This is a genomic window from Neisseria subflava (assembly GCF_005221305.1).
In the GTDB taxonomy this organism is placed as follows: domain Bacteria; phylum Pseudomonadota; class Gammaproteobacteria; order Burkholderiales; family Neisseriaceae; genus Neisseria; species Neisseria subflava.
Map to the genome: position 1 here is coordinate 1,754,261 of NZ_CP039887.1, position 24,448 is coordinate 1,778,708.

Here is a 24,448-nt window from a genome sequence, read left to right on the forward strand (position 1 = left end):
GGCCTTTGTTATCTAAGCCATCAATCAGACAAATATGTCCGACCCACAGTCGCTGTTTACTTCACTTTCGTGCATACCTCACGGGAAGTTCCATCCTCAGACACCAATTTGCCTGTTTTATCCAGTTGATACACTTCATCTTCACCGGGTTTATCCATCTGCGCGACCAATCCGGTGTATATCATGCTTTCCAAGAATTGGCCGTCTTCTGATTCTTCCAACCATGCCAATGTTTCAGGGCTGTGGAGTCGTGAAACTTCGCTGTACTTGATTTGGCTTTGAGTTAAGGCATTGTTCGCAAAACGCCATTTACCCCCACCGACAACATGGTACGCTAAGACATTGCCGTCATCGTCCACTTTGAGCTTAGCGTCGCCACGGAAACTGCCGTCCTGAAGATATTCGACTTTTGTATCACTGTGAATGTTTTCATCAGAGCCAACGCAATGCCATGTACCGACAATCGGAGAAGCCAGGGCGGTTGTTGCGGATAAAAGTACCGGCAAAATAAAGAGTTTCATCTATTTCCTTTCTTAGAAAGAGGCCGTCTGAAAAGTTGCAACGACATTGAAGCTGCATTTTCAGACGGCCTTTGCGAGTATTCTGTCGCAGGCAGACGTTCAAGAGATGTAAAGCACGAGGACGGCAATCAGCACCAGCTGGACACCCAGCTTTATCAGCGCGGTACGGCTGACGAAGTAGATAAACCAAGTGCCGGTCAGACTCAACAGTAGAATAATAAGCCATGGCCGCCATTTGTTGAGGTGGACGGCTTCGGTAAAGCAGGTATGAATATGAAGTACGACGATGGCGACGATGAGCAATATAGGCACGATGTAGTCCATAATCTGATTTCCTTTTGATGAGGCCGTCTGAAAACCGTGGTTTCAGGTTTTCAGACGGCCTTGTCTATTCAATCAAAATCAGTCTTTCAACTTCGCCAACTGAGTTTGAACTTTCGCCATTTTGTCTTCCAATTCCGCCAAATCGGCTTTGTCTTTTTCCACCAAATGCGCCGGGGCTTTTTCGGTGTAGCCGGGTTTGGAGAGTTTGGCATTGAGTTTGTCCAAGGCTTTTTGCAGCTTCTCGGCTTCTTTGCTCAAACGGGCGGTTTCGGCGGCTTTGTCGATTTCGACTTTCAACATCAGGCGCGCGCCGTTGCAGACGGCGACGGGAGCGTCTTCCGCTTCGGGCAGGTTGTCCACCAGCTTGGCTTCGGTCAGTCGGGTCAGCGACGGCAGGTATTTGAGCAGGCCTTCGAGTTCTGCGCTGCCTTCGACGAAGAGCGGCGCTTTGACGTTTGGCGCGATACCCATTTCGCCGCGCAGTTTGCGCACTTCTTCCACCAAGTCTTTCAATGCGGCCATTTTGTCGAAGGCCGTCTGAACGATTTTTTCTTTATCGGCTTGCGGATAGGCGGCCAACATGATGCTGTCGGCGGTTTTGGCATTCGCCAGAGGCGCAACAACCTGCCACAACTCTTCGGTAATGAACGGCATGATTGGGTGCAGCAGGCGCAGGATGGTTTCGAGTACGCGCACGAGGGTGCGGCGTGTGGTGCGCTGGGTTGTCGGGCAGCCGGTTTGGATTTGCACTTTTGCCAGCTCGATGTACCAGTCGCAATATTCGTTCCACACGAATTCGTACAGCGTTTGCGCGGCAAGGTCGAAGCGGTAGGTTTCGAAGGCTTCGGCAACGGCGGCTTCGGCTTGTTGCAGGCGGCCGATAATCCATTGGTCGGCGAAGGTGTAGGCCAGCGGCTGGGTTTCGTCTTGGCCGCAGTCTTTGTCTTCGGTGTTCATCAACACGAAGTTGGTGGCGTTCCACAATTTATTGCAGAAGTTGCGGTAGCCTTCGGCGCGTTTGAAGTCGAAGTTGACGCTGCGGCCGAGGCTGGCGTAGCTCGCCATGGTGAAGCGCAATGCGTCCGCGCCCATGCTCGGAATGCCTTCGGGGAAGAGTTTTTTCGTGGCCTCTTCCACTTTCGGCGCGGTTTCGGGTTTGCGCAGACCGGTCGTGCGTTTCACCAGCAGCTTGTCCAAGTCGATGCCGTCAATCAAATCGACGGGGTCGATGACGTTGCCTTCGGATTTGGACATTTTTTTGCCTTCGTGGTCGCGTACGATGCCGTGGATGTACACGTCTTTAAACGGTACTTTACCGGTGAAGTGGGTGGTCATCATAATCATGCGCGCCACCCAGAAGAAGATGATTTCGTAGCCGGTTACCAAGACGTTGGACGGCAGGAAGGCTTTGAGTTCATCGGTTTCAGACGGCCAGCCGAGCGTGGAAAACGGCACGAGCGCGGAGGAGAACCATGTGTCCAATACGTCTTCTTCGCGGATCAAACCGGTTTTGCCGGCTTGTTTTTCGGCTTCCGCCTGATTGCGGGCGACGTACACATTGCCTTCGTTGTCGTACCATGCAGGGATTTGATGACCCCACCACAATTGGCGCGAGATACACCAGTCTTGGATGTTGTTCATCCATTGGTTGTAGGTGTTGACCCAGTTTTCAGGGATAAAGCGTACCGCGCCGCTGTCGACGGCTTTTTTGGCTTTGTCGGCGAGGCTCAGGCCTTTGAATTCGCTGTCAGGCTCGCCGCCGTTTGGTGTGGCAGACATGGCAACAAACCATTGGCTGGTCAGCATCGGTTCAATCACGGAACCTGTGCGGTCGCCTTTGGGTGTCATCAATGTGTGCGCTTTGATTTCGACCAAGAAACCTTGTTCCTGCAAATCGGCAACCATTTGTTTGCGCGCGGCAAAACGGTCTAAGCCCGCATATTTTTCAGGCAGGGCAAAGCCTGGTTGCGCTTCGCCTTTGAAGTTGAACACTTCGGCGTTTGCCAGCACTTTGGCTTCCAAGTCGAACACATTAATCAGGCGCGTGTCGTGGCGTTTGCCGACTTCGTAGTCGTTGAAGTCGTGCGCAGGCGTGATTTTCACGCAACCTGTACCGAAGTCTTTTTCAACGTATTCATCGGCAATCACGGGAATGGTGCGGCCGGTCAGCGGCAGGATTAATTCTTTGCCGATTAAGTGGGTGTAACGTTCGTCTTCAGGATTGACGGCAACGGCCACGTCGCCCAGCAGCGTTTCAGGGCGGGTGGTCGCGACGATGACGGCTTCGGCAGGATTATCGGCCAGCGGATAGCGGATGTGCCACATAGAGCCTTGTTCTTCCACACTTTCCACTTCCAAATCAGACACTGCCGTACCCAAAACCGGATCCCAGTTCACCAAACGTTTGCCGCGGTAAATCAAGCCTTGTTCAAACAGGCGCACGAACACTTCGGTCACGGTTTCGGCGCGCACGTCGTCCATCGTGAAATACTCGCGCGTCCAGTCGGCAGAGCAGCCCACGCGGCGCATTTGTTGGGTAATCGTGCCGCCGGAAACTTCTTTCCATTCCCACACTTTTTCCAAGAATTTTTCGCGGCCCAAGTCATGACGGGACACGTTTTGCGCGGCAAGCTGACGCTCGACCACGATTTGCGTGGCGATGCCCGCGTGGTCGGTGCCGGGAATCCAGGCGGTATTGCAGCCTTTCATGCGGTAGTAGCGGGTCAGGCCGTCCATGATGGTTTGGTTGAAGGCATGACCCATGTGCAACGTGCCGGTTACATTGGGCGGCGGCAGTTGGATGGAGAAAGACGGTTTCGTCAAATCCATATCAGGTTGGAAATAGCCTTGCTCTTCCCAGTTTTGATAATGTTTGGATTCGATTTCGGCGGGATTGTATTTGTCTAACATGATGGAACTTTGTGAAATTAAGGTTATTTTTGATGTGCGGATTATAACGCAAAAAGGCCGTCTGAATCATTTCAGACGGCCTTCGGCATACGGGTTTTAAAAACGGAACAATACCAGGCTGACGGCAATCACCGCCATGCCCGTTGTCAGGCCGTAAACGGTTTCATGACCGTCTGAATAGCGTTTGGCGGCCGGCAGCAGCTCGTCCAACGCCAAAAACACCATCACACCGGCTATCACGCCGAACACCGAACCAAACACGGCAGGCGACAAAAACGGCTGCAAAACCAAATAGCCCAAAGCCGCCCCCAACGGCTCGGCCAAGCCGGATAGCAGGCACGCCCATACCGTTTTCTTACGGCTGCGGGTGGCAAAATAAACCGGCGCGGCGATGGAAATGCCCTCCGGAATATTATGGATGGCAATCGCCAAGGCCAAAGGCATCCCGACCGCCGGATTTTCCAAGGTGGCAAAAAATGTCGCCAAGCCTTCGGGAAAGTTGTGCGCCGTAATCGCAAACGCCGCCATCATGCCGACTCGCGCGATATGGCGGCGTTTGCTTTCTTGAAACGACGGGTCTTGCGCGTCTAAGGTTTCATGCGGGTTCGGCACCAGGCGGTCAATCAGCGCAATGCCGCCCATACCGGCCAAGAATGCCATGGTCGCCGCCGCAAACGCGTGGTCTTTATCATAAATTTCAGCGAACGCCTCACTGGATTTACTGAAAATCTCCGTCAGGGAAACATACACCATCGCACCACCGGCAAATGCCAAACCAAACGACAACACGCGCGGATTGGGCGTTTTGGAAAACATTACCAAGCCACTGCCTAAAACGGTAAACAAACCGGCAGCCAACGTGATGGAAAAGGCAATAGCCAAATTGGACATCGAAAAATCGGGCATGAGAAAACCTGCGCTAAAAGCTGGGACAGGTTCAGACTAACACTTTTTAATGCGCATGATAATAGTTATTATTTATTTTATTGATTGGATACACGGATTTTGAAACAAAAGGCCGTCTGAAAAATAATTTTCAGACGGCCTTTAAATTTGAAATGTCGCTAAACCTTATCGCTTTCCAGCTTAAGCCTGATAGCGCGACAGGCTCAAATCGTCGCTTCGGATTTCGGTATCTTTGCCGCTCACGATATCGGCAGTTAATTTTGCCGAGCCTAGCGACATGGTCCAGCCCAAAGTGCCGTGACCTGTGTTCAGGAACAGATTGTCAAAGCGGGTGCGGCCGATTAGCGGCGTGCTGTCGGGCGTCATCGGTCTGAGGCCGCTCCAGAACAATGCCTGATTCAAGTCGCCACCTTCGGGGAACAAATCGTTGACGACCAAAGCCAGCGTTTCGCGGCGTTTTTCGGACAGTTTGATTTCGTAGCCGGACAATTCTGCCATGCCGCCGACGCGTATTCTGTTGTCGAAGCGCGTGATGGCGACTTTGTAGCTTTCATCCAAGACGGTGGAGACCGGCGCGCCGTCTGAGTTTGTGACGGGCAGGGTCAAGGAATAGCCTTTGACGGGGTAGATGGGCAGATTGAGATCCAACTGCGCCAAAACCGTTCTGCTGAAGCAGCCGAGCGCGCAGACGAAGGCATCTGCTTCAAAGCGTTCTGTTTCCGTTTCGACTGCGCTGATACGCTGCCCGTTATGTTCGATGCGGCGGATGGTTTGGTTGAAATGGAACTGTACGCCTTTTTCCAGACAGAGTTGGTACAGGTTTTGGGTGAATAGGTGGCAGTCGCCGGTCGCATCCGCAGGCAGGTGCAGTCCGCCGGCAATTTTGGCGGTAACGCGCGCCAGCGCAGGCTCGAATTCTGCGCATTCTTCGGGTTTCAGACGGCGGTAGGGCACGCCGTAGCGTTCCAAAACGGCAATGTCTTGTTCTGCCGCTTCGACTTCTTTGGCTTGGCGGAAAATCTGCAACGTCCCTTTTTTGCGCCCTTCAAAATTCATGCCGGTTTGCGCTTCAAAACGGCGGAACATTTCACGGCTGTATTCGGAAATCCTAACCATGCGCTCTTTGTTGGTTTGATAGCGTGCTGCCGTGCAGTTTTGCAGCATTTGCCACAGCCATTCGATTTGATACAGGCTGCCGTCAGGGCGAAACAGTAAAGGCGGATGGCTTTTAAACAGCCATTTCAGCGCTTTGGTCGGGATACCGGGTGCAGCCCAAGGCGTGGTATAGCCGTAAGAAAGTTGGCCTGCATTGGCAAAACTGGTTTCCATCGCCACATCTTCTGCGCGGTCGATGACCGTTACTTCATGTCCTGCCTCCGCCAGATACCACGCGGAAGATACGCCGGCAACCCCAGCACCTAAAACAAGCACTTTCATTTTGTTCCTCCTCTGACTTTTTTCAAAACAGACTTAATATACATCGGGCCGTCTGAATGTTCAGACGGCCTTGGACATCAATGCGGCAATTCGCCGTTTTTGATTTTTTGTTTGAAGTCGCGTGTTTCATTGACGATAACTTTCGCCATCAACAAAAGTGCAATCAGGTTGGGTAAGGCCATCAAGCCGTTGAATGTGTCCGAAGCCAGCCACACCAAATCAAGGCTCAAAACGGTTCCCAGCATGACGGAAGAAACATAACCGACGCGGTACAAACCGGCAAACTTCTCGCCGAAAACGTAAACCGCGCATTTCTCGCCGTAATAACACCAGCCGAGAATGGTTGAGTAAGCAAAGAAAATCAGGCCGATGGTCACAATCCAGCCGCCGATGCCGGGCAGCATTTTTTGGAAAGTGACGGTTGTTAGCGCCGCACCGCTCAATTCAGGTTTGACAAACTCGCCGCCTGCGCCGAGCAGACCCATGACCAACACGATGCCGGTAATCGAGCAGACAACGATGGTATCCAAAAAAGTACCGGTCATGGAAACCAAAGCCTGACGGACGGGGTGGTCGGTTTTCGCGGCGGCGGCAGCAATCGGCGCAGAACCCATACCTGCCTCATTGGAGAATACCCCGCGCGCCACGCCGTAGCGGATGACTGTACCGATGGCACCGCCTGCCACGGCCTGTGCGCTAAACGCATCGGAGAAAATCAGTTTGACGGCAGGCATCAGCACATCGGAATTAATCACGATAATGGCAATACCGCCTACTACATAAAACACTGCCATGGCAGGCACGATAAAGGACGCGGCTTTGGCGATGCCCTTAATGCCGCCCAAAAGCACAATGGCCGTTAATACGGTCAATATCACGCCGGTGTAGGCAGGTTCAACACCAAAGCTGGTCTGCACTGCCTGCGCAACCGAGTTGGACTGCACCGAGCTGCCGATACCGAATGAAGCGAATGTGCCGAACAGCGCAAATGCGACGGCCATCCATTTCCAGTTTTTACCCAAGCCTTTTTCGATGTAATACATCGGGCCGCCGGACATTTCGCCTTTGGAATTGGTCACGCGGTATTTCACCGCCAACACGCCCTCGCCGTATTTGGTGGCCATACCGAAAATGGCGGTCATCCACATCCAAAATACCGCGCCCGGGCCGCCGGTTACCACCGCAGTCGCCACACCGGCGATGTTGCCCGTACCGATGGTGGCGGACAGCGCGGTCATCAACGCCGCAAAATGGGAAATATCACCTTCGTGGTCTTCGCCGTCTTCATGCTTCTTTGACGGCACAAACGCCTGTTTCAGCGCATAACCCAACATGGTGAACTGCAAGCCTTTCAGCAACACGGTCAGCAAAATGCCCGTACCGACCAGCAGCATCAACATAATAGGTCCCCAGACCCAGCCGCTGATGGTTTCGAAAAAGGCTTTGAGATTGTCTAAAAAAAATTGCATGGCTTTCTCCTTTGTCTGTTTTATTTTTTTATGCACTACTTTTTGTAGTGTCATGTAATTTCAGCACAGAATATTCAATAAGACAATATCTTTCTTTTTAAAAAGATTTTTGAGGTTTTACCCTAAAAAGATATCTATTTAGACCGATCAGATTGTTTACAATCCGCTAAAAATAAAGGCTGCGGCCGAGATAAAATGCCAAATGAAAGTTAATCAACCATCAATTAAGACTGCAACAATTAAAATGACACAATCGACAAATGGCACATTATTGAAAAATACAAACACGCTAATCTTGTTTAAAAAAGCCTCAGGCCGTCTGAAAAATGGTTTTCAGACGGCCTGAGGCTTGCTATTTATATTGATAAAGTCAGGTTGATGAATGTTGCCCAAGCAACTGCGCCAACACTCGGGCAAAGCGTTCCGTCGCGCCTTCGCTGGTGTGCAAATACAGGGCGGGCTCGATGAGTTCCAATTCATTGAGCAGGAAGGTGTCGCCGACCAATGTGCCGTCCACTCGGGCGTAAACCGGCATTTGCGGCAAAGCGGCCAGTACGTCTTGCGCGGCACGGATGACAAACTCGGGCGGCTCGATACCGAACACCGACACGCCATAGGCCGAGTTGGCACGCCATTCGCCGTGTGGCGGCTGACGGCGCACGGCATGGTTGAATGTGCCGTTGAAAAACACCAGCGAGGTTTCGCCCGCCGTTTCGATTTCGCGGATATAAGGTTGCACAATCACGCCTTGCGGATAATCCGCCATGTTCACGTCCAATGTTTCTGCATAAACTTTAACCACGCCTTTGCCGCTCTGCCCGAATGCCGGTTTGATGACCGCTTCCGTCCATCCTTGTTGGTTCAGGATGTCGGCCAATTCGGCTTTTTGCGGCGGAACGAACACGCTGGGAATCACTCGCGCGCCGCGTTCTGCTAAATCGCACAAATAAGTCTTTTCCATATTCCAAGCCATCAGCTCGGGCGGATTGATAAAACGCTGCCCTGCCTGCTCAGCTTGCTCCAGCCATTGGCGGAAGGCTTCGGGTTCGGCGGTATAATCCCATGCGCACAAAGGCAGTAAAAACGGCGCGGACGGATGGTTTTGCCACGCATCAAATACGGTTTTCACGCCTATGGTTTCCAAGCATGCCGCCAATGTTTTCAGGTTGTCTGATGGTTCGGGATAGGTTTGGCAGGTAATGAGTGCCAAAACGGTTTTCTCGGTCATGATTGCCGCCTCATTGCTAAAAACAAAATTATATAGCAAAATCAAACCAAAAGATTTTTCAGACGGCCTGATACATGAGGCCGATTCTGATAAAATGGTCTCCCCTTTTTCGTCGGAACATGCTCATGAAATCTGCTCACGTCCTTGTCTGGTTCCGCCGCAACCTCCGCCTGCACGACAATGCCGCGCTTAATGCCGCCGTTGCAAGCGGTTTGCCCATCACCTGCGTCTGGGTCAGTCAAAGGCCGTCTGAAAACCACAATCCGCGTCAAAGCCTGTTCCATTATCAAGCCGCGCAAGAACTGCATACCCGTCTGGTGGCGCACCATATTCCTTTATATGTCGTCGCCTCCGACGAAGACCTCCTCCCCTTGGCTGCTGCGCTCAATGCCCATACCGTCATCACAGACGAAGCCTACACCGAAGCCGAAATCCGCCAAGACAACCACCTCTGGCACAATTTCGACCGGGCAGGCATTGCCTTGCAACACACCAACGACCGCGGCATTTTGGCCAAATTCCCCCTTATGGATGCCAACGGCCTGCCCTACACCGATTTTGCCGCCTATAAACAAGCATGGTTGCAAGCTTATTCAGGACAAAGGCCGTCTGAAACCGAATTGCCTGTTCAAACCAGACAAAACGTTCCGCTGTTTCCAGCCCATACCGGCGCGGTATTGCCTGCCTATCAACAGGGCGGCGAAACCGCAGCCTTAACGCAATGGCACGCGTTCAAACAGAATTTGGTTCACTACCCGATTACCCAAAACTTTCCTGTACGAAAAAACACCAGCCTCCTCAATGCCTACCTGTCCGCAGGCTGCATTTCACCGCGCCTGCTGGCCGCCGAAAGCTTGGCAAACCGACATTTCGAGTGGCTGGACAAACTTATTTTCCGCGACTACTGCTACCAGCTCGCCTACCACCGCCGCCTGCCCGAAACAACCGATGCCGCCCCGGTACGCGAATACTGGCGACACGGCCAAACCGGCGTGCCCATCATCGATGCCTCCATCCGCGGCCTCGAAGCCACCGGCCACTTACACCCCGTTCTCCAGCAGCTGTGTGCCCACTATTTCTGCCATGCGCTCAACTTCGACCCCAACCAAGGCATCGCGTGGACAGCCTCCGTCCAAACCGGCACCGACCCCGCGATCAACCAAGCCAACTGGCACCTCGCCGCACAAGACACGGCCACCGTCCGCTATGCCCACCGTTCGCATCAAATCGATCCCGACGGCAGCTACATCCGCAGTTACGTCCCCGAATTGGCGCACCTACCGTCCACCCTCATCCACACGCCGTGGGCCGCCGCCGATGACATCGACACACACGGCTACCCCTTTCCCAAGGCCGTCTGAAACCTGCATTCACACCAAAAAACCACACTAAATACAGTTGAAAAACGTTCAAACAAAATATTTTGGTTTCAGATGGTCAAACAGATTGAATAGCCAAGATTTACACGGTAAACTTACGTCATTAAAAAATTTTATTATTTCATTACAATGAAACCCGCATTCGACATAAAAACGTCACGTTTGGACGTCTTATCCATCCATCTGCACACCGCAGATTTAACCGAATTGGAAGAATTCCTGCGCCAACTGGCAGGCCAATCCCAAGACGAATTCGTTCCCTTCATTTTAGACGTACAAGATTTCGACCACCCCGAATCCATCGATTTGGGCGGCATGATTTCCCTGTTTGCCCGTTACGGTATGCAAATCTTAGGGCTGCACCACACCAGCGACACATGGGCGGCAGCAGCGGCGCGTTACCACTTGGTATTCAAACAAGGCAACTCCACCCAGGCAGCCGACACACAGGCAGCGCCTGCCCCCCGCCAAGCACCGCAGCCGCAAGACGTACAAGCCACCGTTATCAACAATCCGACTGTATTGGTCAGCACGCCCGTGCGTACCGGCCAGCAGGTTTACGCTGAAAACGGCGACCTCATCGTTACCGGCATCGTCAGCCAAGGTGCGGAACTTATCGCCGACGGCAACATCCATATTTATGCCCCCATGCGCGGCAGAGCGTTGGCCGGTGCCAAAGGCAATACCAACGCGCGCATCTTTATTCATTCCATGCAGGCCGAATTAGTCTCCGTTGCCGGTATCTACCGCAACTTCGAGCAAGACCTGCCCGAGCATCTGCACAAAAAACCCGTACAAGTATCATTGCAAGACAACCGACTGGTTATCAGCGCAATCGACGCCGAATAAACATCAGTACTTAAAAAGGAAATATCGTGTCCAAAATCATCGTAGTAACTTCAGGTAAAGGCGGCGTAGGCAAGACCACTACCAGCGCCAGCATCGCAACCGGCCTGGCCCTGCGCGGCCACAAAACTGCCGTAATCGACTTCGACGTCGGTTTGCGCAACCTTGACCTGATTATGGGTTGCGAACGCCGCGTCGTATACGACCTCATCAACGTTATCCACGGCGAAGCGACTCTCAACCAAGCCCTTATTAAAGACAAAAACTGCGAAAACCTCTACATCCTGCCTGCATCGCAAACCCGCGATAAAGACGCGCTGACCCGCGAAGGCGTAGACAACGTGATGAAAGAGCTGGCCAGCGAAAAAATGGGCTTTGAATTCATCATCTGCGACTCCCCTGCCGGTATCGAACAAGGCGCACTGATGGCACTCTACTTTGCCGACGAAGCCATCATTACCACCAATCCGGAAGTATCCAGCGTCCGCGACTCCGACCGCATCCTGGGCATTTTGCAAAGCAAATCCCGCAAAGCCGAACAAGGCGGCACTGTTAAAGAGCACCTGCTGATTACCCGCTACTCCCCTGAGCGCGTAGCCAAGGGTGAAATGCTGTCTGTACAAGACATCTGCGACATCTTGCGTATTCCGTTGATCGGTGTGATTCCCGAATCACAAAACGTTCTGCAAGCTTCCAACGCCGGCGAACCTGTTATCCACCAAGACAATGCCGCAGCAGCAGAAGCCTACAAAGACGTTATCGCCCGCCTCTTGGGTGAAAACCGCGAAATGCGTTTCCTCGAAACTGAGAAGAAAAGCTTCTTAAAACGACTGTTCGGAGGTTAATACATGTCACTGCTCGATATGCTGTTCGGCAGAAAGCCGAAAACCGCCACAGTCGCGCGCGACCGCCTGCAAATCATCATCGCGCAAGAACGCGCACAAGAAGGCCAAGCTCCGGACTATCTGCCGACCCTGCGTAAAGAGTTGTTGGAAGTCCTGTCCAAATACGTCAACGTATCATTGGACGACATCCGCATCTCCCAAGAGAAACAAGACGGCTTGGACGTTCTTGAGCTGAACATCACCCTGCCGGAACAAAAAAAGGCTTAACACATGACCTTGACCGAATTGCGTTACATCGTAGCCGTCGCACAAGAACGTCACTTCGGACGTGCCGCACGACGCTGCTTTGTCAGCCAGCCCACCCTCTCCATCGCCATCAAAAAGCTGGAGGAAGAGCTGTCGGTATCCCTGTTCGACCGTAGCAGCAACGATATCATCACGACCGAAGCGGGAGAGCGCATTGTCGCCCAAGCCCGCCGGGTTCTGGAAGAAGCGGAACTCATCAAGCACCTTGCCAATGAAGAGCAAAACGAATTGGAAGGCGCGTTCAAACTCGGCCTGATTTTCACCGTTGCCCCCTACCTTCTGCCCAAGCTCATTACCGCGCTGCGTGAAACCGCGCCGAAAATGCCGCTGATGCTGGAAGAGAACTATACCCACATCCTGACCGAGTCGCTCAAACGTGGCGATGTCGATGCAATCGTCGTTGCCGAACCGTTCCAAGAGCCGGGCATCGTAACCGAGCCTCTGTATGACGAACCTTTCTTCGTCATTGTTCCCAAAGGCCATCACTTTGAAGAACTTGATGCCGTTACACCTCAGCTTTTGAGCGAAGAACAAGTGTTGCTGCTGTCCGAAGGCAACTGTATGCGCGACCAAGTGTTGGCAAGCTGTTCCGAATTGGCCTCCAAACAGAAAATCCAAGGTTTGACCAATACCCTGCAAGGCAGCTCCATCAACACCATCCGCCACATGGTTGCCAGCGGTTTGGCCATCAGCGTCATGCCTGCTACCGCATTGACCGAAAACGACCATATGCTTTTCAGCATTATCCCGTTTGAAGGCAATGCGCCGCACCGCCGTGTCGTTTTGGCCTATCGCCGCAACTTTGTCCGTCCGAAAGCACTGACTGCTTTGCGTACTGCCATTTTGCAATCGCAACTGACCGGTGTAACCTTCGTCAACGAATGAACCGCAAAACAAAAGGCCGTCTGAACATTCAGACGGCCTTTTTATTTTTAACCGAATAAAGGATTAGTAGCGAGTATGAACTTGACTGCCGATAACGCCACCCAAAGCCGCACCACCCAAGGTAGAGCCGGTATCGCCACCAATCAAGTTACCTGCCACGCCACCCAATACCGCACCAGCAGCAGTGTTGCGTTGGGTTTGAGTCATATTGGCACATGCACCCAAAGAGGCAGCCAGCATGATCAAGGTCACAGTTTTTGCAAAAGTTTTCTTCATGGTTTGATTCTCCATCAGGGGTTAAGCTGTATATAGAACAGTATGGCACAACATTTCATTAATATATTTTCTGATAAGTAAAGACAGATTAAACTAAGATAATGCTTTTGATGAACGGTTAACTTCAAAAATTAACGGCAATTCCAATAGAATATTTATAAAATTTAATATATTTGGCATAAAATTGCGCATATATCAACCGCATTCGGTAGTGATACAATGACGACTTGTCTGAACTACCGGAAACACCCGTCATGAGTACCTACGCACTGGCACACATCATCCACGTTTATTGCGCGATTGCCTTTGTCGGCGGCGTATTTTTCGAAATGCTGGTTCTCTCCGTTTTGCACACCGGCCGCGTTTCGCGTGAATCGCGCCGCGAAGTCGAACGTGCCATGTCCCATCGTGCCGTCCGCGTGATGCCGATTGTCGTCATCACCCTTTTTATCAGCGGCATCGTCATGGTGTACAACCGTTATCTGCCAACGCTGCACCATCCTCTCGACAGCGCCTTCAGCATTATGTTGAGCATCAAAATCCTGTTGGCAGTAAGCGTTTTGGTGCATTTTGCCATCGCTGTTGTCAAAATGGCCCGACACACCCTCACCGTCGGCTGGTCGAAATACATACACGCCGTTGTATTCAGCCATATGCTGTTTATCGTCTTTTTTGCCAAGGCGATGTTCTACCTGTCTTGGTAAACCTTACCCATACCCCACACACAAGGATTTTTTATGACCCAATACCCGTCCGTCGGCTCGCCGATGTTTTACGGCATCTTCTTTATCGCCGTCTTAATCATGATCGCCATCGATATGGTATCGCTGAAAAAAAACGGCGCCCACAAAGTCAGCATCAAAGAAGCCCTAGCTTGGAGCGGCATTTGGGTGGCCGTATCCTGCGCATTTGCAGGCTGGCTCTATTTTGAACTGGCGGGCAACCCGACTTACGGGGCCGTTGTCGCCAAAGAAAAAGTCCTCGAATTCTTCACCGGCTATGTACTCGAAAAATCCCTTGCCGTCGATAACATATTCGTTTTCCTGATGATTTTCGGCTACTTCAAAGTCGAACCCAAATTCCAACACCGCGTCTTGCTCTATGGCGTATTCGGTGCCATCGTCCTGCGCGCCATCATGATCTTCATCGGCGCCGCCTTGGTACAACAATTTGAATGGATTTTGTACCTCTTCGGCGCGTTCCTCTTATACACCGGCATTCATATGATGAAGCCCGAAGCCGAAGCTGAAGAAGACCTTTCCCAAAACAAGATCCTGACCCTACTCAAAAAAGTCATCCCGACCAGCCAACAGTTTGACGGTGAAAAATTCTTTACCATCGAAAACGGCAAACGCATCGCTACGCCGCTTTTACTGGTATTAATTATGATCGAATTGAGCGACGTCATCTTCGCCGTGGACAGCATCCCCGCTATTTTTGCCGTAACCACCGACCCTTTCATCGTCCTCACCTCCAACATTTTTGCCATCTTGGGACTGCGTGCCATGTACTTCTTACTGGCAGACTTTGCCGAACGCTTTATTTTCCTCAAATACGGCTTGGCTTTCGTATTGAGCTTTATCGGTATTAAGATGCTGATTATGCACTGGGTACATATCCCGATTTCCATTTCCCTGTCCGTCGTCTTCGGCGCACTGGGCGCGTCCATCCTGACTTCTTTGGTGTACACGCGTCAGCAAGAGAAAAAATAATCTGCCAATATAAAAAGGCCGTCTGAACATTTCAGACGGCCTTTTCAAATATCAAACACCAGCTTATTTAGCAGCGTCTTTCAATTTGTCGGCAGCTTCTTGAGTCGCATCGGCTGCTTTACCCAAAGCATCTTTAGCCGCATCTTTAGCCGCATCTTTGGCAGCATCTTTAGCTTCACCCACAGCAGCTTTTGCATCGTCCAAGGCTTTGTCGCTGGCTTCTTTAGCACCATCGATGGCTTTACCGGTAGTTTCTTTAGCATCGGAAATTGCTTTCTCCGCAGTTTCCTTCGCTTCGGCACCGGCTTCTTTAGCGTCAGAAACAGCCTGTTCAGCAGCGCCTTTAGCTTCGGAAGCAGCAGCGTTCACATCAGAAGCAACGGCAGAAGCCGCTTCTTGAGTTTCCTGTTTCGCCTCTTGAGAACAAGCAGCCAAACCAGCCACCATCATCGCAGCAATCAATAATTTTTTCATGTTGTATATCCTTTGGTCTAAAAAATATCCATCAGAACTGACAGATTAGAAAATCATAACATAATTAATACTCGAAAACGGGAGAATTAACGCCAAATAACAGCCGGTTTACGTTTTTTGAAAAAAATTTCAAAAAAACAGTTGACGAAAAGAAACAAGCTCCCTATAATACACAGATTATCGGGTCGTTAGCTCAGTCGGTAGAGCAGCGGACTTTTAATCCGTTGGTCGAGCGTTCGAATCGCTCACGACCCACCAAATATGAAAACCTGCTTTGAAAAAAGCAGGTTTTTTTTATATTCTCCATCAAGCCTTTCTTCACTTGATACCTCCCTTATTATCAACATCAATAATATTCGAGCTTTGCCACAATGCTGTTATAGATGTAACTCAAAGCATCACAAACCTCTTGAATCAATCAAACCCAACTCTCCACCCATCACCTTTTTCTAAAAACTTCCAAACACCTATCATCAACCCATGCCAAATCCTCTTGTATGCCAGACAATTTAGGCATAGACTAAAACTACATCCAACTACAACAACAGGAGAAGGTTTGATGAAACAACTGTCTATGTATATCAACGGCCGCTTTGAAACCGACTTTAACGGCACATGGCGTGATGTATTGAATCCGGCAACCGAAGAAGTCATCGCACGTGAGCCTAAAGGCGGAAAAGCCGATGTTGATCGTGCCGTTGCTGCGGCCAGAGATGCACAAACTGCATGGGAGCGTTTGCCTGCCGTTGAACGCGGCGCATACCTGCGCAAAATTGCCCAAGGCATCCGCGAACGCGCCGACGAGCTGACCGACACCATTGTCGCCGAAGGCGGCAAAACCAAAGATTTGGCACGCATAGAAGTCATGTTCACTGCCGATTATCTCGACTACCAAGCCGAATGGGCGCGCCGTTATGAAGGTGAAATCATCCAAAGCGACCGCCCGCGCGAAAATATTTTATTGTTCAAACGTCCTTTGGGCGTAATCGCCGGCATTTTGCCGTGGAACTTCCCCTTCTTCCTGATTGCCCGCAAAATGGGTCCCGCTTTGGTAACGGGCAACACCATCGTCGTCAAACCCAGCAGCGTGACCCCGATCAACTGCCACATCTTCGCCGAAATCGTCGATGCGGTCGGACTGCCCGCAGGCGTGTTCAACGTGGTGAACGGTCCGGGTGCGGAAATCGGCAATGCCCTGTCCGCCCATCCGCAAGTCGATATGGTCAGCCTGACCGGCTCCGTCGAAGCGGGCCGCCAAGTGATGGAAGCCGCTTCCGCCAACATCACCAAAGTTTCGCTGGAACTCGGCGGCAAAGCCCCTGCCATCGTTCTGAAAGATGCCGACTTGGATCTGGCCGTCAAATCCATCTTGGCTTCACGCGTGGGAAATACCGGCCAAATCTGTAACTGCGCCGAACGCGTGTACGTCCACAACAGCCTGAAAGACGCGTTTATCGAAAAAATGACCGCCGCCATGAAAGGCGTGCGCTACGGCAACCCTGCCGAAGCCGAAGCAGGCGCGCTGGAAATGGGCCCGCTGATTGAAGAGCGCGCCGTCAACGCCGTTGCCGAAAAAGTGGAACGCGCCATCAAACAAGGTGCGACGCTGGTCTGCGGCGGCAAACGCGCCGAAGGACGCGGCTATTTCTTCGAGCCGACCCTGCTGACCTACACCGACAACAACATGGACATTATGAAGGAAGAAACCTTCGGCCCCGTCCTGCCTGTTTCCACTTTCGACACGCTCGACCAAGTCATCGCCTTGGCAAACGACTGCGAATTCGGTCTGACCAGCTCCGTTTACACCACCAACCTGAACGAAGCCTTCTACGTCACCCGCCGCCTGCAATTCGGCGAAACCTACATCAACCGCGAAAACTTCGAAGCCATGCAGGGCTTCCACGCGGGCTGGAAAAAATCCGGCATCGGCGGGGCGGACGGCAAACACGGTTTGGAAGAATATCTGCAAACCCAAGTCGTTTATTTGGAAACCGATATCTAACTGCCGATACTGCCCTTCATGAAACAAAAGGCCGTCTGAAACCGATTTTTCAGGTTTCAGACGGCCTTTCTGCCTTTATAGAAAAAAACACCGACATCGCGTAAAATAGAGCCAATTTTTCACTTTATTCAGGCCGTCTGAAAACTCCGGCAGCCTGACTCATTTTTCCGGAAAACACCATGAGCGAACAAAACAATCCGCAAATCGAGCCGCAGTTGGACGAAAACCAAATCATCGCCCTGCGCCGCGAGAAACTGCACAACATCCGCAAAGAACGCAACGCCTACCCTAACGATTTCAAACGCGACAGCTTTGCCGCCGACCTGCACACCCAATACGGTGAAATCAGCAAAGAAGAACTCGACCCGCAAGGCATTCCCGTCAAAGTTGCCGGCCGTATGATGCTCAAACGTCAAATGGGCAAAGCCAGCTTCGCCACCATTCAAGACGTTACCGGTCAAATCCAGCTTTATTTGAACAACAAAGGCGTGAGCCAAGAAGTTTTGGACGACTTCAACCACTGGGACTTGGGCGACATCGTCGGCACGGAAGGTACTTTGTTCAAAACCAACCACGGCGAATTGACCGTGCGCGTGTCCAACATCCGCCTGCTGTCCAAATCCCTGCGCCCTCTGCCGGACAAACACAAAGGTTTGAGCGATCAGGAAACCAAATACCGTCAACGCTACGTCGATTTGATTGCCAACGAAGAGTCGCGTAATACCTTCATCAAACGCAGCCAAATCATCCAATCCGTGCGTAATTTCATGGTTAACGAGCATTATCTCGAAGTTGAAACCCCAATGATGCACCCGATTCCGGGCGGCGCGACAGCGAAACCTTTTGTTACCCACCACAATGCCTTGGACATTCCGCTCTACCTGCGCATCGCTCCCGAACTGTATCTGAAACGCTTGGTTGTCGGCGGTTTGGAACGCGTGTTTGAAATCAACCGCAGCTTCCGTAACGAAGGCATGTCCGTACGCCACAACCCTGAATTCACCATGATCGAATTCTACGAAGCCTTCTCCGACTATGAACGCATGATGCAAATGGCGGAAGACATCATCCGCAACGCTTCCCGCGCGGTAAACGGCACGGCGAAAATCAGCTACAACGGCAAAGAAGTCGATTTGGAAAGCCCGTTTGAACGCCTGACTATTCTCGGCGCCATCAAAAAATACAATCCGCACTACACCGACGAGCAGTTGAACGATGAAGAATGGCTGAAAACAGAAATCGTCAAACATGGCGAAAGCCTGCCTCCTTCTCCGGGCATCGGCAGCCTGCAGCTTGCCTTGTTTGAAGGTTGCGCCGAGGGTAAACTGTGGAACCCGACTTTCATCATCGACTACCCTGTCGAAGTGTCGCCATTGGCACGCGCTTCGGATACGAAACAAGGTCTGACCGAACGTTTCGAATTGTTCGTTGTCGGCCGCGAGCTGGCAAACGGCTATTCCGAGTTGAACGACCCCGAAGACCAAGCCGAACGCTTCAAATCGCAAGTGGCGCAAAAAGATGCGGGCGACGACGAAGCCATGCACTACGATGCCGACTACATCCGCGCGATGGAATTTGGCCTGCCGCCGACAGGCGGTTGCGGCATCGGCATCGACCGCTTGGTAATGCTGCTGACCGATTCGCAAACCATCCGCGACGTGATTTTGTTCCCGCAAATGCGTCCCGAATAATACATTGAAATAAAATCGAGGCCGTCTGAAAACAAGACTCTGTTTTCAGACGTCCTTTTTGTTCAAATATGTAAAACGGAAAAATTAAAATCGATAGATTCTTTACACCATAATAATAAAATTACATGATAATCAGAAAGATAATATAAAAAAGAATATGTAAACGTTTTTCAGTTTGTTGACAGTCTGCTAGAATACATCCAGTTACAGACAGCCTCCACACACAGGCCGTCTGAAAATGCAGAAATTCTGAAAGGTTTGTATGGATCAATTTTTTGAACAGCTTCACGGCTGGGTAAACGCCATCAACGACCCAATGTGGTCGGGGTTGGTATATATGCTTTTAGGCGCAGGCCTCTTTTTCACCGTTACCACCGGTTTTGTACAATTCCGCCTCTTCGGCCGCAGTATCAAAGAAATGTTGGGTGGACGCAAACAAGGTGATGATCCGCACGGAATTACACCGTTCCAAGCATTCGTTACCGGCTTGGCCAGCCGCGTAGGCGTGGGCAACATCGCCGGCGTGGCGATTGCCATCAAACTCGGCGGACCGGGCGCGGTGTTCTGGATGTGGGTAACCGCCTTAATCGGCATGAGTTCGGCGTTTGTCGAATCTTCACTGGCTCAACTCTTTAAAATCCGGGACTACGACAACCACCACTTCCGCGGCGGCCCTGCCTACTACATCACTCAAGGCCTGGGACAAAAATGGCTGGGCGTTTTATTCGCCCTGAGTCTAATTTTCTGTTTCGGCTTTGTATTTGAAGCCGTACAGACCAATACCATCGCCGATACCACCAAAGCGGCATGGGGCTGGGATCAACACTATGTCGGCGTCGCTCTGGTCATTCTGACTGCCCCGATTATCTTCGGCGGTATCCGCCGCGTATCCAAAGCCGCGGAAATCATCGTCCCGCTGATGGCGGTTTTATATCTCGTCATAGCACTCTTCATCATTGTTACCAATATTTCCCTGATTCCTGAAGTGTTCGGTCAGATTTTTTCCAACGCGTTCAACTTCGATTCGGCTGCAGGCGGTTTCCTCGGCGGTCTGATTTCGACCACCATGATGCAGGGTATCAAACGCGGCCTGTATTCCAATGAAGCGGGTATGGGTTCCGCGCCGAACGCCGCAGCCGCAGCCGAAGTGAAGCACCCCGTCTCCCAAGGCATGATTCAAATGCTGGGCGTTTTCGTCGATACCATCATCGTCTGCTCATGCACCGCCTTTATCATCTTGACCTATCAACAGCCTTACGGAGACCTGAGCGGTGCGGCGCTGACCCAAGCGGCAATCGTCAGCCAGGTAGGCAAATGGGGCGCGGGCTTCCTTGCCGTCATCCTATTTATGTTTGCCTTTTCAACCGTTATCGGCAACTATGCCTATGCCGAGTCCAACGTCCAATTCATCAAGAGCCATTGGCTGGTTACCGCCATTTTCCGTATGCTGGTTTTGGCATGGGTATACTTCGGCGCAGTTGCCAACGTACCCTTGGTATGGGATATGGCAGACATGGCCATGGGCATCATGGCATGGATTAACCTCGTCGCCATCCTACTCCTGTCCCCACTTGCCTTCCTGCTGTTGAAAGACTACACAGCCAAGCTGAAAATGGGCAAAGACCCAGAGTTCAAACTCTCTGAGCACCCAGGCTTGAAACGCAAAATCAAATCCGATATCTGGTAACACCAAAGGCCGTCTGAAATTTCAGACGGCCTTTTTAATCCCTGCCATTTAGACAAAACGATGCCCCTTAAAGCCGAAGCCTTAAGGGGCAGAGCGTTGCGGCACATCTTTTCAGACGGCCTTATTGTAGCAACGTTTCTCATTTCGCAGTGCAACAATATGTCCAAATTCTAATTCCAAATCGGCACCCAGTCAAGCATTTCATTTGCATGATAATACTTACCTAGGATATATTTATACTTACTAAACATCATATTACGGAGAAACTGATGGCTGCATTCAAACCCAATCCAATCAACTACATCCTCGGCCTCGATATCGGCATCGCATCCGTCGGCTGGGCGATGGTAGAAATTGACGAAGAAGAAAACCCCATCCGCCTGATTGATTTGGGCGTGCGCGTATTTGAGCGTGCAGAAGTACCGAAAACAGGCGACTCTCTCGCAGCGGCAAGACGCTTGGCACGCAGCGTCCGCCACCTGACCCGCCGTCGCGCCCACCGCCTGCTTCGGGCCCGTCGCCTATTGAAACGCGAGGGCGTATTACAGGCTGCCGATTTTGATGAAAACGGCTTGATTAAATCCTTACCGAATACACCATGGCAACTTCGTATAGCCGCATTAGACCGCAAACTGACGCCTTTAGAGTGGTCGGCAGTCTTACTACATTTAATCAAACACCGCGGCTATTTGTCGCAAAGAAAAAACGAGGACAAAACTGCCGATAAGGAGCTTGGCGCTTTACTTAAAGGCGTAGCCGACAATGCCCATGCCTTACAGACAGGCAAATTCCGCACACCGGCCGAATTGGCTTTAAATAAATTTGAGGAAGAAAGCGGCCATATCCGCAACCAGCGCGGCGATTATTCGCATACGTTCAGCCGCAAAGATTTGCAGGCGGAGCTGAATTTACTGTTTGAAAAACAAAAAGAATTCGGCAATCCGCATATTTCAGACGGCCTTAAAGAAGGTATTGAAACCCTGCTGATGGCGCAACGCCCTGCCCTGTCTGGCGATGCTGTTCAAAAAATGTTGGGGTATTGCACCTTTGAGCCGACAGAGCCGAAAGCCGCTAAAAACACCTATACCGCCGAACGTTTCATCTGGCTGACCAAGCTGAACAACCTGCGTATTTTAGAGCAAGGCAGCGAGCGTCCGCTGACTGATACCGAACGTGCCACGCTTATAGATATGCCTTATAAAAATAAGCTAACTTATGCAAAAGCACGAGAACTGCTGGGATTGGACGATACGGCATTTTTCAAAGGTTTGCGTTACGGCAAAGACAATGCCGAATCGGCAACGCTGATGGAAATGAAGGCTTACCACGCCATCCGCCGTGCGCTGGAAAAAGAAGGTTTGAAAGACAAAAAATCTCCGTTGAGCCTTTCCCCCGAATTGCAGGATGAAATCGGTACGGCATTCTCCCTGTTTAAAACAGATGAGGATATTACAGGTCGTCTGAAAGGCTGCTTGCAACCTGAAATCTTGGATGCACTGTTGAAACACATCAGCTTCGACAAGTTCGTTCAAATTTCTTTGAAAGCGTTGCGCCGAATCGTGCCGCTGATGGAACAAGGCAAACGTTACGATGAAGCCTGCGCTGAAACCTACGGGGATCATTATGGCGAGAAAAATTCGGAGGAAATGCTTTATCTGCCGCCGATTCCCGCCGACGAAATCCGCAACCCCGTCGTCTTGCGCGCCTTATCTCAAGCACGGAAAGTCATTAACAGCGTGGTTCGGCGTTACGGCTCCCCTGCCCGTATCCATATTGAAACAGCAAGGGAAGTAGGAAAATCGTTTAAAGACCGCAAAGAAATCGAAAAACGCCAAGAAGAAAACCGTAAAGACCGTGAAAAAGCCGCCGCCGAATTCCGAGAGTATTTCCCCAATTTTGTCGGCGAACCCAAATCCAAAGATATTCTGAAACTGCGCCTGTACGAGCAACAACACGGCAAATGCCTGTATTCGGGCAAAGAAATCAACTTAGGCCGTCTGAACGAAAAAGGCTATGTCGAAATCGACCATGCCCTGCCGTTCTCGCGCACATGGGACGACAGTTTCAACAATAAAGTGCTGGTATTGGGCAGCGAAAACCAAAACAAAGGCAACCAAACCCCTTACGAATACTTCAACGGCAAAGACAACAGCCGCGAATGGCAGGAATTTAAAGCGCGTGTCGAAACCAGCCGTTTCCCACGCAGTAAAAAACAACGGATTCTGCTGCAAAAATTCGATGAAGATGGCTTTAAAGAACGCAATCTGAACGATACGCGCTACGTCAACCGTTTCCTGTGCCAATTCGTTGCCGACCATATGCTGCTGACAGGTAAAGGGAAAAGACGTGTCTTTGCATCCAACGGACAAATTACCAATCTGTTGCGCGGCTTTTGGGGATTGCGCAAAGTGCGTGCGGAAAACGACCGCCATCACGCCTTGGACGCCGTCGTCGTTGCCTGCTCGACCGTTGCCATGCAGCAGAAAATTACCCGTTTTGTACGCTATAAAGAGATGAACGCGTTTGACGGCAAAACCATAGATAAAGAAACAGGAGAAGTGCTGCATCAAAAAGCACACTTCCCGCAACCTTGGGAATTTTTCGCACAAGAAGTCATGATTCGCGTCTTCGGCAAACCGGACGGCAAATCCGAATTTGAAGAAGCGGATACCCCCGAAAAACTGCGTACCCTGCTCGCAGAAAAATTATCTTCTCGCCCCGAAGCCGTGCACGAATACGTTACGCCACTGTTTGTTTCACGCGCGCCCAATCGGAAGATGAGCGGGCAAGGCCATATGGAGACCGTCAAATCCGCCAAACGACTGGACGAAGGCATCAGCGTGTTGCGCGTACCGCTGACACAATTAAAACTGAAAGACTTGGAAAAAATGGTCAATCGGGAGCGCGAACCTAAGCTATGCGAAGGACTGAAAGCACGTTTGGAAGCACATAAAGACGATCCTACCAAAGCCTTTGCCGAGCCGTTTTACAAATACGATAAAGCAGGCAACCGCACCCAACAGGTAAAAGCCGTACGTGTAGAGCAAGTACAGAAAACCGGCGTATGGGTGCGCAACCATAACGGTATTGCCGACAATGCAACCATGGTGCGCGTAGATGTGTTTGAGAAAGGCGGCAAGTATTATCTGGTTCCGATTTACAGTTGGCAGGTAGCGAAAGGGATTTTGCCGGATAGGGCTATTATCGCTTTTAAAGATGAAGAAGATTGGCAACTTATTGATGATAGTTTTAACTTTAAATTCTCATTACACCCTAATGATTTAATTGAAGTAATAACAAAAAAAGCTAGGATATTTGGTTACTTTGCCAGCTGCCATCGAGGCACAGGTAATATTAATATACGCATTCATGATCTTGATCATAAAATTGGCAAAAATGGAATACTGGAAGGTATTGGTGTCAAAACCGCTCTTTCATTCCAAAAATACCAAATCGACGAACTCGGCAAAGAAATCAGACCATGCCGTCTGAAAAAACGCCCGCCTGTCCGTTAAATTAATCTATCCCTGTTTCAGACGGCCTGAAGCAG

Annotated in this window: 20 protein-coding genes and 1 tRNA gene; 12 read left to right on the forward strand and 9 right to left on the reverse strand. The window is 51.1% G+C overall.

The window, feature by feature from the left end; translation table 11 throughout:
• Window positions 1-56: 56 nt before the first annotated feature.
• From FAH66_RS08535 to FAH66_RS08565, 7 genes are all read right to left on the reverse strand, one after another.
• A complete protein-coding gene (locus FAH66_RS08535; protein WP_137041316.1) occupies window positions 57-521 on the reverse strand; it encodes a hypothetical protein in 465 nt (154 codons plus the stop codon).
• Between the two features lie 99 nt (window positions 522-620).
• Entirely contained in the window at window positions 621-845 is a 225-nt protein-coding gene (locus tag FAH66_RS08540) for an enterochelin ABC transporter (RefSeq protein ID WP_244284929.1), read from the reverse strand.
• Between the two features lie 78 nt (window positions 846-923).
• Window positions 924-3,755, reverse strand: coding sequence for a valine--tRNA ligase (locus tag FAH66_RS08545; protein ID WP_137041318.1), 2,832 nt, complete (start codon window positions 3,753-3,755; stop codon window positions 924-926).
• Window positions 3,756-3,851: 96 nt separating this feature from the next.
• The gene (gene zupT, locus FAH66_RS08550) at window positions 3,852-4,661 is read right to left on the reverse strand and encodes a zinc transporter ZupT (protein WP_137041319.1); all 810 of its coding nucleotides are present in this window, start codon (window positions 4,659-4,661) and stop codon (window positions 3,852-3,854) included.
• A gap of 180 nt (window positions 4,662-4,841) precedes the next feature.
• Window positions 4,842-6,098, reverse strand: coding sequence for a D-amino acid dehydrogenase (locus tag FAH66_RS08555; protein ID WP_137041320.1), 1,257 nt, complete (start codon window positions 6,096-6,098; stop codon window positions 4,842-4,844).
• A gap of 77 nt (window positions 6,099-6,175) precedes the next feature.
• Window positions 6,176-7,567: an alanine/glycine:cation symporter family protein gene (locus FAH66_RS08560; RefSeq protein WP_070608402.1), complete on the reverse strand. Its 1,392-nt coding sequence runs from the start codon at window positions 7,565-7,567 to the stop codon at window positions 6,176-6,178.
• A 370-nt stretch (window positions 7,568-7,937) separates the two neighbouring features.
• Window positions 7,938-8,795 carry an ATP-grasp domain-containing protein gene (locus tag FAH66_RS08565; protein ID WP_137041321.1) on the reverse strand — a complete coding sequence of 286 codons (858 nt, stop codon included), beginning with the start codon at window positions 8,793-8,795 and terminating at the stop codon, window positions 7,938-7,940.
• A gap of 125 nt (window positions 8,796-8,920) precedes the next feature.
• Here FAH66_RS08565 and FAH66_RS08570 point away from each other — a divergent pair, with 125 nt between their 5' ends.
• From FAH66_RS08570 to FAH66_RS08590, 5 genes are all read left to right on the forward strand, one after another.
• Window positions 8,921-10,156: an FAD-binding domain-containing protein gene (locus FAH66_RS08570; protein ID WP_244284931.1), complete on the forward strand. Its 1,236-nt coding sequence runs from the start codon at window positions 8,921-8,923 to the stop codon at window positions 10,154-10,156.
• A 147-nt stretch (window positions 10,157-10,303) separates the two neighbouring features.
• Window positions 10,304-11,023 (forward strand): septum site-determining protein MinC, encoded by a 720-nt coding sequence (gene minC, locus FAH66_RS08575; protein WP_063076223.1) that lies wholly within the window; start codon window positions 10,304-10,306, stop codon window positions 11,021-11,023.
• 26 nt (window positions 11,024-11,049) lie between these two features.
• A complete protein-coding gene (minD, locus tag FAH66_RS08580) occupies window positions 11,050-11,865 on the forward strand; it encodes a septum site-determining protein MinD (RefSeq protein WP_070749750.1) in 816 nt (271 codons plus the stop codon).
• Between the two features lie 3 nt (window positions 11,866-11,868).
• On the forward strand, window positions 11,869-12,132 hold the full coding sequence (minE, locus tag FAH66_RS08585; protein WP_003680625.1) for a cell division topological specificity factor MinE: 264 nt from the start codon (window positions 11,869-11,871) through the stop codon (window positions 12,130-12,132).
• Window positions 12,133-12,135: 3 nt separating this feature from the next.
• Window positions 12,136-13,056 (forward strand): hydrogen peroxide-inducible genes activator, encoded by a 921-nt coding sequence (locus FAH66_RS08590; protein WP_003680626.1) that lies wholly within the window; start codon window positions 12,136-12,138, stop codon window positions 13,054-13,056.
• A gap of 63 nt (window positions 13,057-13,119) precedes the next feature.
• Here FAH66_RS08590 and FAH66_RS08595 read toward each other — a convergent pair whose 3' ends face one another.
• Entirely contained in the window at window positions 13,120-13,332 is a 213-nt protein-coding gene (locus tag FAH66_RS08595) for a glycine zipper 2TM domain-containing protein (RefSeq protein ID WP_003684747.1), read from the reverse strand.
• Window positions 13,333-13,586: 254 nt separating this feature from the next.
• Here FAH66_RS08595 and FAH66_RS08600 point away from each other — a divergent pair, with 254 nt between their 5' ends.
• Together FAH66_RS08600 and FAH66_RS08605 are read left to right on the forward strand one after the other, a co-directional pair.
• Window positions 13,587-14,036 carry a CopD family copper resistance protein gene (locus tag FAH66_RS08600; RefSeq protein ID WP_049329308.1) on the forward strand — a complete coding sequence of 150 codons (450 nt, stop codon included), beginning with the start codon at window positions 13,587-13,589 and terminating at the stop codon, window positions 14,034-14,036.
• Window positions 14,037-14,069: 33 nt separating this feature from the next.
• The gene (locus FAH66_RS08605) at window positions 14,070-15,044 is read left to right on the forward strand and encodes a TerC family protein (protein ID WP_063069253.1); all 975 of its coding nucleotides are present in this window, start codon (window positions 14,070-14,072) and stop codon (window positions 15,042-15,044) included.
• Window positions 15,045-15,107: 63 nt separating this feature from the next.
• Here the strand turns inward: FAH66_RS08605 and FAH66_RS08610 are convergent, their stop codons facing one another.
• Window positions 15,108-15,518: an Ag473 family lipoprotein gene (locus FAH66_RS08610; protein WP_137041323.1), complete on the reverse strand. Its 411-nt coding sequence runs from the start codon at window positions 15,516-15,518 to the stop codon at window positions 15,108-15,110.
• 182 nt (window positions 15,519-15,700) lie between these two features.
• Between FAH66_RS08610 and FAH66_RS08615 the strand changes: the two genes are divergently transcribed.
• The 5 genes from FAH66_RS08615 (at window position 15,701) to cas9 (ending at window position 24,413) form a co-directional block, all read left to right on the forward strand.
• Window positions 15,701-15,776 (forward strand) — tRNA-Lys (locus FAH66_RS08615).
• 301 nt (window positions 15,777-16,077) lie between these two features.
• The gene (gene aldA, locus FAH66_RS08620) at window positions 16,078-17,520 is read left to right on the forward strand and encodes an aldehyde dehydrogenase (protein ID WP_137041324.1); all 1,443 of its coding nucleotides are present in this window, start codon (window positions 16,078-16,080) and stop codon (window positions 17,518-17,520) included.
• A gap of 179 nt (window positions 17,521-17,699) precedes the next feature.
• On the forward strand, window positions 17,700-19,211 hold the full coding sequence (gene lysS / locus FAH66_RS08625) for a lysine--tRNA ligase (protein ID WP_137041325.1): 1,512 nt from the start codon (window positions 17,700-17,702) through the stop codon (window positions 19,209-19,211).
• A gap of 262 nt (window positions 19,212-19,473) precedes the next feature.
• Entirely contained in the window at window positions 19,474-20,898 is a 1,425-nt protein-coding gene (locus FAH66_RS08630) for an alanine/glycine:cation symporter family protein (RefSeq protein WP_137041326.1), read from the forward strand.
• Between the two features lie 269 nt (window positions 20,899-21,167).
• Entirely contained in the window at window positions 21,168-24,413 is a 3,246-nt protein-coding gene (cas9, locus tag FAH66_RS08635) for a type II CRISPR RNA-guided endonuclease Cas9 (protein ID WP_137041327.1), read from the forward strand.
• Window positions 24,414-24,448: the final 35 nt, after the last annotated feature.